This is a genomic window from Streptomyces sp. NPDC057474 (assembly GCF_042802555.1).
In the GTDB taxonomy this organism is placed as follows: Bacteria; Actinomycetota; Actinomycetes; order Streptomycetales; family Streptomycetaceae; genus Streptomyces.
Genome location: NZ_JBHVDX010000105.1, coordinates 1 through 12,467 on the forward strand (window position 1 = coordinate 1; position 12,467 = coordinate 12,467).

Consider the following 12,467-nt stretch of genomic DNA (forward strand, 5'->3'; position numbering starts at 1 on the left):
CCCGGCCCCGGCGTCGGCCGGGGCCGGGTGGCAAGGACGGTGGGGGTCAGGGGCGGTAGGGGGCGATGGACAGCAGGCCCAGGCCGTAGGCGCGGCCCTGGCCGATGCCGGTGGTGATCGCGGTGCGCAGGGCCTCGGGGTCGGTGACGGTGGCGACGCCCTCGAAGCGCATCGCACGCAACCGGATCCCCTTGGTCTCACTGCGAGAGCCGAGCACGTCGGGCTGCGGGAGGTCGAGGACGAGTTGGTTGGCCAGTCCCGCCCGGCCGGCTTGGCGCTCCCACCAGGCCAGGGCATCCTCGCCGGAGACGGGCACGCGCCTGCCGCGCCGGGCGCCGGGCACCGGCACGCTCTTGATCGGGTTGGCGTCGATCCGGAACCGCACGACGCGGCCTTCGTCCACCCAGTTGAGCAGCGGGCCCAGGTCGCGGTATTCGACCTGGCTGGTGTAGCCGGAGGGCAGGGCGTTGCGGTTGATGGGCAGCGTGGACTGGATCAGCAGCAGCGCACCGGTCTGCTCGCGCTCGATGCGGTAGAGGGTGTTCGTGGCCGTCCTGGGGGCGGGTCCGAGGGCGTCGGGGAACAGGGCCTGGACGGTGGTGTGCAGGCGGGTGGCATCCTTGAGGTCACGGTGGACGTCCCGGCTGCGGGCTTCAAGGTGGAGCCGGGCCAGGTGCAGCGTCTGGGTGGCGGCCGTCGGGGTGGTGGTCATGCGGCGGCTGCCTCTCGGTAATTGGTCAGTGCGGTGAGCCAGTCAGTGCCCCGGCCCGCGTCGTCGGCGTCGGGCAGCGGGCGTTGCCGCTCCCACACGGGGCGGCCCGTGAAGTGGCGGTGCGGGCCGGGCTGGTCGCGGATCTTCGTGTCCGGCAGGGCTCCGGGCTCGGGGGCGGCGTCGTAGAGGAATGTCACGGGCTCTCGGGCGCCGTACCGCGCTGGGGTGCGGTGCAGCGGCAGGCGGTCGAGTTCGGCCACCGGATCGCTCACGTCGGACCGGATGAGGATCGGGGTGTCCGGGACGCAGGCACGGCGCCCCAGGTAGGGGGCGAACCGGGGACGCTGGAGGGCCTGGGTGCACCGGGCGAGCGTGGGCTGGGGGCCGGTGACGGCGACGGTGAAGGCGGCGTCGGTCAGGTATTGGCGCTGGGTGAGGATGGTGCCCTCCCTCAGCTTGCGGAACTTGCCGTCGGCGGTGGGCGGGGTGAGATGGCGGGGGTAGCCGCCGCCGACGGTGTGGAAGTCCATCTCCCGCTGGCCCGGCCGGTCCACGCGGATGGTGTAGGACAGCTCGGTGAGGTCGGTGTTGTCGCTGTCGCGGGGTCGGCCCAGGCAGCAGGCGAGCAGTCCGGTGAGGCCGGAGCGGGTGGGCCAGCGGTGGGTGGTGCGTACTTCGAAGTCCGCGTCCGAGCCCCAGGACTGCAAGGGTCCGGACAGGTGGAGCAGGAGCCCGCCGCTCACGCCAGCTCCTTGGTGACGGTGTCGCTCACGCGAGTGATCAGCTCGTCCAGGCCGTCGAGGCGGTCGCCCAGCGCGTCGAAGGAATCGTCGGTCAGTCCGCTGTAGGCGTGGGTGATCAGTCCCCCTGTGCCCAGGAAGCGGTGGTGGGCCCGGGCGTGGTCGTTCAGCCGCTGCATGGAGCGGGGCAGGTAGCCCTCGGCGCTGTCGGGCACCGGGGTCTCGTAGGCGCCGACCAGGCTGACCGGGCGGTCCGACCGCAGTGCGGCGTAGGTCAGGTGCGGCACGGTGAACGGGGCGGTGCCGGAGGCTTTGGCCGGCAGGACTGTGGTGACGAAGGCGCGCATGAACTCTGCGAGTACGGCCTGGGCGGTCTGGGTGTCGCCGTCGAGGTTGCGCACAAGTTCGGTGACGTTCAAGGAGGTGTAGCGGTAGAAGGTGGCCGAGGTGTAGCGCTGGTCCCCCATGTGCCCGGCGCCGCGCTCGGTGCCCTCCTCTTCGAGGATGTCGTCGACCGCCGTGAAGTAGTCCAGCTGGGTGCTGGCCGCGTGGGTGCTCAGTCCGTGCGCCATCTGCACCGCGCCGTCCACGATGGAGCCGGACTCGTTGGCGAGCATGCGGCCGAAGGCGGCGACCGAGGCGTTCCTCGACTGAAGGATCGTGAGCACCGCCGCCTTCGGCAGGATCTTGGCCGCGTACCTGGCCAGCGGGCTGCCCTCACCAACGGCGGGCTCTTCCTCGTCGTCCGCTGCCGGTTCCAGGTCGGCGTCCGCCTTCCTGCGGGTCGTCCTCTTCACCGCCTCGGCCTCGATGTCGTAGACCGCCTGGGTGATGTCGCCGCGATGTCCGTCGGCGAGGTCTGCCAGTTCGTCCAGGGCGCTCTCCGGCAGGAACAGCAGGGCATTGGTGCCACCGGAGTCGGCGATACCCAGCCCCTTCACCCCGGCCGCCAGAATCAACATCTGCCCCGCAGCCAGGGCCAGTTCCGGCTGCCAGCCGCGGGCTCCCAGCCGCTTGGCGACGGCCTGTGGCACGCCGCGGGTCCGCAACGCCCGGATGCCGACCGCCCTCTCCACAGCCGTACGGGTGTGCCGCTTGCCGTTCTGCGAGGAATTGCGAGCGCGCATCACACCGCCGTAGCGCGCGGACTTCGGAGCCCCCTGCCGATCCCTGTTGAGATTGGAGTAGGGGTAGGACTGGATCAGGTGGAGGTCGACGTGCAGGCTTCCGGGGCCGAAGTTGATCACTCGCTCTTCTCCTCAGCGGTGCGGATGGTGGGGGTGTGGAAGGCGCGGGCCCATTCGACGCGGACGTCGTCCGCCCACTTCGGCCAGCGGGTCAGATCCCGCAGCAGCACAGGCCACTTGACGGGGATCTGCTGCGAGCGCAGCAGCGAGATCGCGCCGGGAAGCTCCCGGTACAGGTCCTCGCCGCCGAGTTCAGCCAGGTGCGACAGCGCGTCGGCGGCGTTCTCCCGGCGCATCGCGCCCGTGCGTGCGGCACGGGCGTAGGACCAGCCCAGGTTCTGCCACATCTCCGCCGGTTTGACCGCGGGCGGCGGGTTCGACTTCGCCGTGCGGGGGTTGGGGGCGTCGTGGACCGCGTACAGGCAGGCCACGAGCAGATACGGCAGTTCGGCCTCGCGGGTGGGCGTGTAGGAAGGGATCCCTCCGGCAGGCAGCAGATGCATGTACAGCCGCCACGGGGAGGACAGTTCCTCGGCCAGGCCGTCACGCAAGGCGGCCCGGCCGCCCGGGGTGGCACACGCGCTACGGACGGTGCGCATGAACCGCTCGAACGACTCCAGCGGGTTCTTCTTGACCGACGGGGCGGGCGGGGACTCGGTGGTCACGCGGCCTTCGCCCTCCTTCCAGGAGTCCGGGGGTGGGTGAGCTGGGTGCGGGCCTGGGCCACCGGGTGCAACCCCTGCGGGGTGATCGCGGCCGGCCGGGTGATGGCGTCGTAGATCTCCAGGGCCAGGCCGCGAAACCGGGGCACCTCGGCGCTGTCGTGGCTGATCGTCGGCCAGAACAGCGCCTCGGCGCGGTCCCAGTACGCGGCGGTCGCCTCATCCGCCCACGGGCAGGACTTCTCACCGGGCGCCAGGTGCTTCCACACCGTACGAAGAGCCCTGGCCAGATCGGCCGCCGCGCCCTCCGCCGCTCTGCGGGTGTCGGCCACGCGGGCGGCGCGTTGCGGATGCCGGGAAGGAAGGAACGCGGCGATACTCGCCGGGGTCGTCACGGCGTACCAGTGTTCGTCCTTCTCCTGTTTCTCCTGGTGGCAGCCCAGCGCCCGCACGCGCACCGGCCCCAGCCCGTCAAGGACTTCCTCGGGAAGGTCGGCGAACGCGGACAGCCAAGCCGGAAGAATCTGCCCCTTGACGCCCGCCGCGGCGGGGTTCTTCGCGTGGATGAAGGCGTCGAAATCCCTCAGCAGGGAACGGCGCCAACTCGCCCGCACCGGGCCACCCTTGGCGCGGTCGATGACGAACGGGTCCCGGGCCGCGGGCAGATCCGTCCGCGTGGCCCAGGCCACCCAGCAGCCTGTCGTCTCCGCTCCCGTCTCGTCCGCAGACAGCAGGACGTGGTGGGCGCTCCGGCCGGTCAGCAGCGAGACGGGCCCGCACACGGGTGATGGCAGCAGGGGGTCTTCGAGTTCCTCGCGCTCCCACGGCGCGAGATCCTGTGCCGGATCTTCTCCTCCAGTCGGCGGGGGGCACGCCAGGACGAGTGAGGTGAACAGACTGCCGCCCAGCGGGTGGAAAGACACCAGCGCCCGCAATGGCGCGGCCTTCATGTTCTTGGAGTTCACGCCGCCGTGCCGGCGCTGGGCCCCCGTGCCCGACGGGCCGTAGCCGCGCCAGGCGAGCAGCCAGCCCAGGGCCTCGTCCGACGGTACGGGGACATCCTGCGGCGTCCGGTCGAGCCAGGGCTGGTTCGATCCCGACGGCCTCGGCATCACCAGTTTCCCGGGCGGCGCCTGGCGCGAGCACTCCGCCGCAAGACGGGGATCCTGGAGGAACGGCCGGTGCGGATCATAGAGATCGAACCGGTGCCGCCACCGGTCGAAGTACGTGTTCACGGCCCCCGCATCGAACCGGCCCGCCGACAGCAGCGCGTCGAAGCGCTCCTCCCATTCATCCCGGTCGGGCACATCAAGGCCGCCGGCGCGGACCGCGAGCGCGGTCAGAAGGCGCCGCAGCATCGACTCCACCGCCGGGTTCGCCACCTCAAGGTCCGCCACAGCATGAGCGGCCAGAAGAGCCGTCCGCAGACCGACTCCTCGACGACCACCAGGCTCAACCCCTGGCACCAAGACCGCCAACTCCTCGGGATCCGCGTCCCGACGGAACACCAGCGTGACGCACGGCTGGTCAGCCGTACTGAAGGCACGCAAAATCCCCCTCCTCACACTTTCGGACACGTCAACAGCGCCTGAACAGCGACGAGTTCACAGGCAGTCGCCGACCCCAAGCAGGTAGTGACGCTAAGGGGACGTATGGATTAGGCGCAACCGGAACCTCCAGACTCGCCCCAACTGTCAGACCTGCCCTATACAGTCCTGGTGGGCACGCTCTGCACGCGCAGAGGTAACCCAGGGACGTATGGGAAAAATCGCCACAATATCCCCCAGCTCCGCATCAGCGGAGACTCACGCCCTGACCCACCCAATCGAGTGACCCGAAAGCATGTCCCACGACTGCGATAGGCCGCGATCGAAAGAACGGGCTTGTCGTGACGCATAACAAGATGGCAAAGCGCCCCTAACCATGCAGGTCAGCAAGGGTTGGCTCCGCGTCCGCGGAGGTGCCCCGGCCACCCTCGAGCGGATGATCCGCACCTTCGCGTTAGCTCCGCGCCCGCGGAGGTGCCCCGTCCGGGATGACCCCGCAGAACCGGTACCACTGGTTGGCTCCGCGCCCGCAGAGGTGCCCCGACCCCAGTCAACGCGGTCACCAACCGGCTGAAGTTGGCTCCGCACCCGGAGGTGCCCCGATCGACCCGCGCGGGATCCACTGGCCGTCGATGTTGGCTCCGCGTCTGCGGAGGTGCCCCGTCCGCGGCAGTCATCCCGATCTACTTGAGCGAGTTAGCTCTGCGTCCGCAGAGGTGCCCCGAGGGGCCGGTGCGCGGCGTAGAGGGTGCGTCCGATGGTTCCGCATCCGCGGAGATGCCCCGAAGAAGCCGAACTCCCAGGGCATGTGCTACCAGTTGCTCCGCGTCCGCGGAGGTGCCCCGTTCGCCTGGGGCGGCATCCTCGTCCGCACCTCGCCGGCTCCGCCTCCGCGGACCCCGTCGGCATCGAGCGCGGTGTGCGTGGTCTCGCCATTGGCTCCGCGTCCAGAGAGGTCTCCCGCCCACCCGCCACATCGGGCGCGCCCAGGTGGTCTTCGCTCCGTGACCGCGGAGGTAGCCAGCTTGCTCGTTACTGAGCATGAGCCTCACGCACGTCAGACGAGACGCATGCACCTCACAAGAGCGGGCTCGCGGTGGAATTCGAAGTCATTGCTGCCATTCGTGCTGCGAGGGTTCTGATTCGCCAACTCCGAGGGCTGTTGGTGGACATCGGTAACGCAATCCGCGCTTGGCGCTCCGTGCGCGACGCCTTGCAGAACGAGCAGGAGGAACACCACGGCTGGCCTCTGCGCTCGCTCCGACTTGGCGGCGGGCGGTCGGCACCAAGCCAGGGCGTTCGGCAGTCGCGCCGCTGCCACCACCGGGTTGGATCTCTGCGGCTGGCCTGGTGGCAAAAGGGCGCGGCGTTCCGTTCGGAACGGAGTGGTGGCAGGAGCTTTCCTGGCCTGATCGCGCTTCTGAAGCGGTATACGCCGGTCGTACAGCGGGGTCCCTCGTGGCGGCGGGCCGGTTGCTACGGAAGCGAACGGCGCACTCTGGTGCGGTGGATGCCCATTGCGCTCGTTACAGTGAGTTCGCGATCGCCTACGATTGGCTACTCCGGCCGTTTGCTCAACGGGAGCGGGCCGCGCGAGGGAGGGGAATACGCGCATGATTCGACGCCTGGCCATGGCCTTCGGCACGCTCTCCGTCGCGACACTGGCGTTGACGCGTCTCCCTCTGGAACTTGGCAAGTCGTGGGCTTTTGTGGCCCACTCCGCTCACACCAGCCGCCTCAGTTGAAAGCGAGCGCGCGGTAGACATTGCGGACATCCGTCAGGGGTTGGCGGTCGCGGGTGTAGTAGAGCTTGTTCGTCAAAAGAATTGCCCACCGTCGGCGCCGGGGTGAGATCCACATGCCGGTTCCCGTGAAGCCGTAGTGCACCCAGATGTCGTCGGCTGGATCAGCACCGGGGGCGGGGTGCCAGAACAGCCCACGTGCGGGGGCAAGTGAGCCGGTCTGGACGCTGAGCGACGCCTCGGACCAGGCAGACCCGAAGCCCGCTCGCTCGGGGACAGCGTTGTCGTCCAACATGTAGCGCAGGAAGCGGGAGAGGTCGTCGAGGACGGTGAAGGCGCCGGCGATGCCGCACACGCCGCCGAGGAGGCGGGCGGAGAAGTCGTGGGCGGTGCCCTTGAGGTGGGTGTTGGTGTCCGGGTCGAGTTCGGTGGGCGCGCACCGGGCGACCGTCGCGGCGGGTAGGGGGCCGAAGCGAGTGGCTTTCATGCCCAGGGGCTGCCAGGTCCGTTCCGTGGCGAGTTGGTCGAGGGGCTGGCCGGAGATGTGTTCGGCGAGGTAGCCGAGGATGAGTGCGGCTCGGTCGGTGTATTCGACGGCCTCGCCCGGTGGGCGGTGGAGGGCTTCGTGCAGTACGCCGTCGCGGATGTCCTGGGGGTCGGTGCCGTACAGGTTCTTCAGTTGGGCCCGTAGGGGGACCCCTGCGGTGTGAGTGAGGAGTTGGCGAGCCGTCACGGCCGCGAGCGGGTGGCCTTCGACCTCCATCCAGAACTCGCCCAGCGGGGAGTCGATGTCGAGTTTGCCCTCCTCGAACAGGGCTCCGACGGAGGACCAGACAGCGAGGATCTTGGTGAGGCTAGCGGCATCGAAGACGGTGTCTGGGCGCATCGGAGCATTCGGTTCGTCGGGGTCGAGAACTCCTGTGGTGCCTTGGGCTCGGATGCCCGAGGCGTCGCCGACGGCCCAGACGGCGCCGGGGTAGACCTTGTCGCGGACGCCTTCGTCGAGCAGGGCTTCGATGCGGTCGGTGCGGTACGTCATGGTCTCCCTGTTCTCCGTGGGCATCCCGTCGGCCAGCGTAGTGACGGGAGTGGAAGCGGTTTGGCAATGGCGTGTCGGACATCGGCCGGCCACAGCCGTTCTAGGTGAGCTGACGGCCCAGATCGGTCAGGGCCTGGGCGGTGGCGGAGAGCGGGTAGCGGGCGGCATTCGCGTGGCCGGCCTGACGCAGAGCCGGGAGCAGGCCAGGTGTGGTCCGTAGCCGGTCCAGGTCACGGGCCAGGGCGGCGGGGTTGGTGAAGTCCGTTGCCACGCCGGAGGCGGCAACGGATTCGCTGAGGCCGGGTACGGGTTGGTAGAGGACAGGGAGGCCGCAGGCTTGGGCCTCCAGTGCGACCAGGCCCATGGCCTCCAGGGTGGTGGAGGGCATGACCAGTAGGTCGTGCTCGGTGAAGGTTTTCCACAGCTGTGAGCGGCGGAGCCACCCAAGGTAGCGGGCTCGTACGCCAGCTCGTTGCAGCAGCGCGGTCAGGGTGTGGAACTGGGCTTGTGGTGCGGCGACGCTCAGTTCGACGCCCGGCACCGAGGCCAAGCTCTTCACCAGGGCCTCGACGCCCTTCTCGGCCGTGAGTCGACCCGCGTACAGCAGCCGCAGATGGCTCGTCGGAGAGCGGGGAGGCCGGGCCGGTGGGTCGGTGATCAGGTGGTCGGGGATGCCCCAGGGGATGTGGGTGATCTTGCGTCGGTTGACCAGTGGGACGAGTTTGCGAAGTTGGTCGGCCATCGCGCTGGTGGGGACGACGATGGCGTCGGCGGCCTTCGTCGTCTCATGCAGCACCTGGAGCTGGTCGCGGTGAGCCTCGGCGAAGAGCAGGTCGGTGCCGTGCACCAGGGCGATGCGGGGGTGTGTGGGGAGCGCGCGGATCAGGGCGGGGGTGGCGCCGAAGGTGAGGTGCTGCAGGTGCAGGACGTCGATCCGGGTCGGGTCGATCGCGGCCGCCAGTGCCGAGCGCAGGGCGGCGACGTATCGGCTGAAGGCTGAGCCCTCCAGGCACTTCCCGGGGACTTGGAGGAGGTCGAGGCCGGCCGGGAGGTGAATTCGCGGGCCGGTGGGGGCGAGCATGAACGCCCGCGCCGGGATGAGCGGTTGCTCACCCGTGTAGAGGTCAAGGAAGAGTTCGACGCTGCCTCCCGGGCTTCCAGCGGGCAGGTCCAGCAGGGTGGCGGCCAGCGGCCCAGCGGTCAGTTGCGGGGGCACCGGACTCCTCCGGGGTTCTCTTCGTAGAGGCGGGAGATGTCGATGCCGTCCGTCGCCGCGTACTTGGCATCCTGCTGCTGATAGCTGGCCGACGTGCCGAAGGCGCTGAGGAAGATGAGCTTGCCGAAGGTCATGCCCGCGTAGATGCGCACCGGCCGGGCGGCACGGATCTCCAGGGTCCAGCGAATGGCGTGGCCTTGGTGGCCGAGCGGGGCGGAGACGTGGACCCAGATGCCGAGCGCGCCGATGGTGCGGTTGCCGTTGAGCAGTTGTGCGTACGTCTCGGAGCCGGTCTTCTCCAGCGTGACGCCGAGATAGAACGCGTCCGGCGTCAGCACCAGGCCCGCGGCCGGGATGCTCTGCTCGGCGAACGCGGTTGGGACGGCTGCGTCCAGGTCTCCGTCGCAGATACGGATGGTGTCGCCGAGTCGCCAGTCGTAGGCGTTCGGGGAGAGTCGGGCGGGGTCGTACGGGTCGATCGTGATCTCGCCTGCCTGGATGGCGGCGCTGATCGCGGGGCCGGTGAGGATCACGAGGCGACCGCCCTGAACTGGGTCGCGTCGCGCCAGTAGGCGGACGGCTGCGGGCCGACGGCGGCCTGGTACTTGCCCTGGTAGGGGGCGATGGAGCCGGTGGAGACGAAGAACATGATCTGCCCGATCCGCATGCCCGCGTACACCCGTAGCGGGCGGATCGGGGAGAGCATCAGCGTCCACTGGCCGTGGAAGCCGATGTCGCCGATCGGGGCGGTGATCTCGACGAAAAGGCCAAGCCTGCCGACGGAGGAGCGGCCGAAGAGCAGCGGTACGTAGGTGTCGGAGCCGACCTGTTCGACGGTGTGTCCGAGGTACAGCTCACCGGGCCGGAGTACGTATCCGCTCTTCCCGATCGTGACCTTGTAGGTGGGGTTGGGGCGGTGGGCGTCAATCACGGTGTCGGTGTAGGTCAGCAGGGTGGGGCCGAGGCGGACGTTGTAGCTGTTGGGGTTGACCTGTTCCGGTTCGAAGGGCGCGATGGTCAGGCGTCCGTCGTGGGCAGCGGCGGTGATCTCGGGTCCGGTGAGGATCATTACTCGCCTCCTGCAGCGGTGTCGTCAGCGCCCGCCAGGGGTGTGACCAGGACGCTTTGTACGGCTTGGCCGAGCCGTAGTCCGGCTTGATGTGTTCGTCCGCCGAGGTGGCTGTTGGCGAGGTAGTCAGTCGTCAACACGCTGCTCGTGCCCGGGGGCAGAGGAGTGGGAGCGGTGACCAAGAGGCCGACGCGTTCGGTGAGGTCGCCGAGCAGCTTCTCGTTGTCCTGGACGTGGTCGTCGGAGAGGCGGGCGTGGACGAGTTGGTTGTCGAAGGGCTCGATGGTCAGCAGGTCGCCAAGGGTGAGCACTTCACCGAGCGGCGTGGAGCGCAGGGCAGTCTCGTTGAGAATGACCGCGTCCGCGCCGAGGCCCGAGTGCAGTCGGCCGGCGACCTCTGCCAGCAGCTGGCGCCGGTCCAACGGGGCATTGCGGTAGGGCTCGTTCACAATGCCGAGCGGGCTCGCGAGCGCCCGGCTGGCGAGCGCGATCTTGTCTCGCACCGTGGCAAGGCCCTCGGGCAGCACGTGCGAGCTGGGGAAGATGCCCGTGCGGGCGGCCCAGCCGGTTCCGACGGGCTCTGCGGTGGCGTACCCGATGCCGAGTTCGCGTCCCTTGACCACGAGGGTGTCGCCGACGGCTACGGGACCGTACGTGTCGCTGTGGCAGTGCCCGGAGAAGATGACGTCCGCGAAGGGGCAGGCGGCGGCCAGCTTCAGGTCCTCGTCGAATCCGGAGTGGGACAGCACGATCCAGGTGTCGGCGCGGTGGTGGTGTTCGAGCATCACCTCGCGCAGGGCCTGGGCAGGATCGGTGACGTGGTGCCCGATGCGATCGCTGGCGGGAATCGCGTCGAACGCCTGGGCCCCGATCACTGCGGTGACGGCGACGCGTCGGCCGGCGATCCGCTCGATGCGTAAGCGGTCGAAGAGGGGCTTGCCAGCGTCGTCAGTCGTATTGGCGCACATGGTCATCTCGCGCAGCCCCGGCTCGAAGTGGTGGCGCCAACCGTGATTCCCGGGGGCCAGCAGGTCGTAGAGGCTGGTGAGGATCTCGCGCTCGATCTGGCCCTGGCCGAGGCGGTAGAAGCCGCTGCCTTCGAAGAAGTCGCCGCAGTCGACGATCAGGCTTTCGGCCCTCGCGTCGTGGAGATGGGCGAGCATCGGTGCGGGGGAGGCGAAGGCGGAGTGGACGTCGGTCGTGGCGATGATCCGCCGTAACTGTCGGTTCATGGCGTGACCTCGCAGATGTCGGCGCCGAGGGCGTACAGCTTGGTGGGGAGGTCGGCGTGGCCGCGTCGGAGCTGGTCGAGGCCGCCCAGGGTGGTGACGCCGTGCGCGGTGAGGCCGGCGATTAGCAGGGCGGAGCCCGTCCGGATGTCGGTGGCCTCTACTCCGGCCCCGGTCAACTGCTGCGGACCGGTGAGACGGCACTTGGTGGGGGACAGCTCGTGGATGTCGGCACCGAGCCGGGCCAGCTGCGGCAGCAGGTTGCCGTGGCGGCCGGGGTTGATCGTGTCGGAGAAGAGATGGGTGCCAGGGCGGGTGAGGGCCAAGGCCATCAGAGACGGCTCGAAATCGGCATCCAGGCCACTGGGAGCGAGGGAAGCGATGGCTCGCAGAGACCGGCTCGTGGGACGGGTGTCTCGCCCTCGGACGGTGAGCACGTCGTCCTCCGCATCGGCAGGAACCCCGAGCCATCGCAAGGCCCTGACCAAGGGGACGACATCGTCACCGCGTACACCGCAGATGCGTGCGTCGCCGCCTGTGACCGCGACCGCGCAGGCCAAGGTCCCGGCCTCGATCTTGTCCCCGGGCACCCGCCAGACGATGCTCTCGGGGGGAACGGCCAAGGGCGGCGCGAGAGCAAGAAGCGCCTCACTGACTCGGCACTGCCAGCCAGCCGCCCGCAACGCTTCTACGACAGCGAGCACTTCCGGCGAGAGGTTGGGCATCCCCAGCCGCAGTGGCCGTCCGGCCACGACCGCGCGCAGGAGAGCGGCGATGGTTGCGCCTCGGGAGCGGAAGGGCAGCGTGATCGAGACGGTTCCGGCCCTGGGAATGCTGGCCGCTTCCACGACGTAGCCGTGGTCGTCGGCGGTCGTGCGGTCCCCGAAGCGTTCGTAGACCTTGAAGTGCTGCTCCATGCCGCGTTCCCCGATCTGGCAGCCGCCCGGCCAGGGGAGCCGCGCCCGCCCGTACGCGCCCAGCAGGGCGGGGACGAGGTAGTACGAGGCCCGGATGCGGGCGGCGATGTCGAGGTCCGGCCCGCCTTGGGGCTTGTCGCTCGGGAGGATCACCGCAGTGTGCGGGTCGCTGACGGGTCGGGCCGTGTGCCAGCCGGCCTGCTGAAGCAGGGCGAGCATCGTCTCGACGTCGGCGTTGGCCGGGACGTTGCCGAGGTGCACCGGGCGGTGCAGGGCTGCCGCGGCGGCCAGAAGCGGTAGGGCTGCGTTCTTGGACCCGTCGACCGTCACGGAGCCGACGAGAGGGCTCCCGGGTCGGATGGCCACCACTTCGGCGGCGACTGGAGGGATCCGTACGGCTGTCAACC

The 12,467-nt window shown here is 69.5% G+C and carries 11 protein-coding genes; all 11 read right to left on the reverse strand.

Features of this window, described 5'->3' with window-relative positions; genetic code table 11:
* Positions 1–46: 46 nt before the first annotated feature.
* Positions 47–712 carry a type I-E CRISPR-associated protein Cas6/Cse3/CasE gene (gene cas6e, locus ACFU53_RS26405; RefSeq protein WP_220647856.1) on the reverse strand — a complete coding sequence of 222 codons (666 nt, stop codon included), beginning with the start codon at positions 710–712 and terminating at the stop codon, positions 47–49.
* Positions 709–1,455: a type I-E CRISPR-associated protein Cas5/CasD gene (gene cas5e / locus ACFU53_RS26410; protein WP_220647855.1), complete on the reverse strand. Its 747-nt coding sequence runs from the start codon at positions 1,453–1,455 to the stop codon at positions 709–711. Before cas5e ends, cas6e begins: the two co-directional genes overlap by 4 nt.
* A complete protein-coding gene (cas7e, locus tag ACFU53_RS26415; protein WP_383997222.1) occupies positions 1,452–2,699 on the reverse strand; it encodes a type I-E CRISPR-associated protein Cas7/Cse4/CasC in 1,248 nt (415 codons plus the stop codon). The genes cas5e and cas7e overlap by 4 nt, the downstream gene beginning before the upstream one ends.
* Positions 2,696–3,304, reverse strand: a complete 609-nt coding sequence (gene casB / locus ACFU53_RS26420; protein ID WP_383997225.1) for a type I-E CRISPR-associated protein Cse2/CasB — start codon at positions 3,302–3,304, stop codon at positions 2,696–2,698. Before casB ends, cas7e begins: the two co-directional genes overlap by 4 nt.
* Positions 3,301–4,878 (reverse strand): type I-E CRISPR-associated protein Cse1/CasA, encoded by a 1,578-nt coding sequence (casA, locus tag ACFU53_RS26425; protein WP_383997229.1) that lies wholly within the window; start codon positions 4,876–4,878, stop codon positions 3,301–3,303. Before casA ends, casB begins: the two co-directional genes overlap by 4 nt.
* Before the next feature lie 1,707 nt (positions 4,879–6,585).
* On the reverse strand, positions 6,586–7,629 hold the full coding sequence (locus ACFU53_RS26430; RefSeq protein ID WP_383997287.1) for a serine hydrolase domain-containing protein: 1,044 nt from the start codon (positions 7,627–7,629) through the stop codon (positions 6,586–6,588).
* A 100-nt stretch (positions 7,630–7,729) separates the two neighbouring features.
* Positions 7,730–8,845, reverse strand: coding sequence for a glycosyltransferase family 4 protein (locus ACFU53_RS26435; RefSeq protein ID WP_383997231.1), 1,116 nt, complete (start codon positions 8,843–8,845; stop codon positions 7,730–7,732).
* A complete protein-coding gene (locus ACFU53_RS26440; RefSeq protein WP_383997234.1) occupies positions 8,830–9,378 on the reverse strand; it encodes a deoxycytidine triphosphate deaminase in 549 nt (182 codons plus the stop codon). Before ACFU53_RS26440 ends, ACFU53_RS26435 begins: the two co-directional genes overlap by 16 nt.
* On the reverse strand, positions 9,375–9,914 hold the full coding sequence (gene dcd / locus ACFU53_RS26445) for a dCTP deaminase (RefSeq protein ID WP_383997237.1): 540 nt from the start codon (positions 9,912–9,914) through the stop codon (positions 9,375–9,377). Before dcd ends, ACFU53_RS26440 begins: the two co-directional genes overlap by 4 nt.
* Positions 9,914–11,146 carry a metallophosphoesterase gene (locus ACFU53_RS26450; protein WP_383997240.1) on the reverse strand — a complete coding sequence of 411 codons (1,233 nt, stop codon included), beginning with the start codon at positions 11,144–11,146 and terminating at the stop codon, positions 9,914–9,916. Before ACFU53_RS26450 ends, dcd begins: the two co-directional genes overlap by 1 nt.
* Positions 11,143–12,429 carry a UDP-N-acetylglucosamine 1-carboxyvinyltransferase gene (locus ACFU53_RS26455; protein WP_383997290.1) on the reverse strand — a complete coding sequence of 429 codons (1,287 nt, stop codon included), beginning with the start codon at positions 12,427–12,429 and terminating at the stop codon, positions 11,143–11,145. The genes ACFU53_RS26450 and ACFU53_RS26455 overlap by 4 nt, the downstream gene beginning before the upstream one ends.
* Positions 12,430–12,467: the final 38 nt, after the last annotated feature.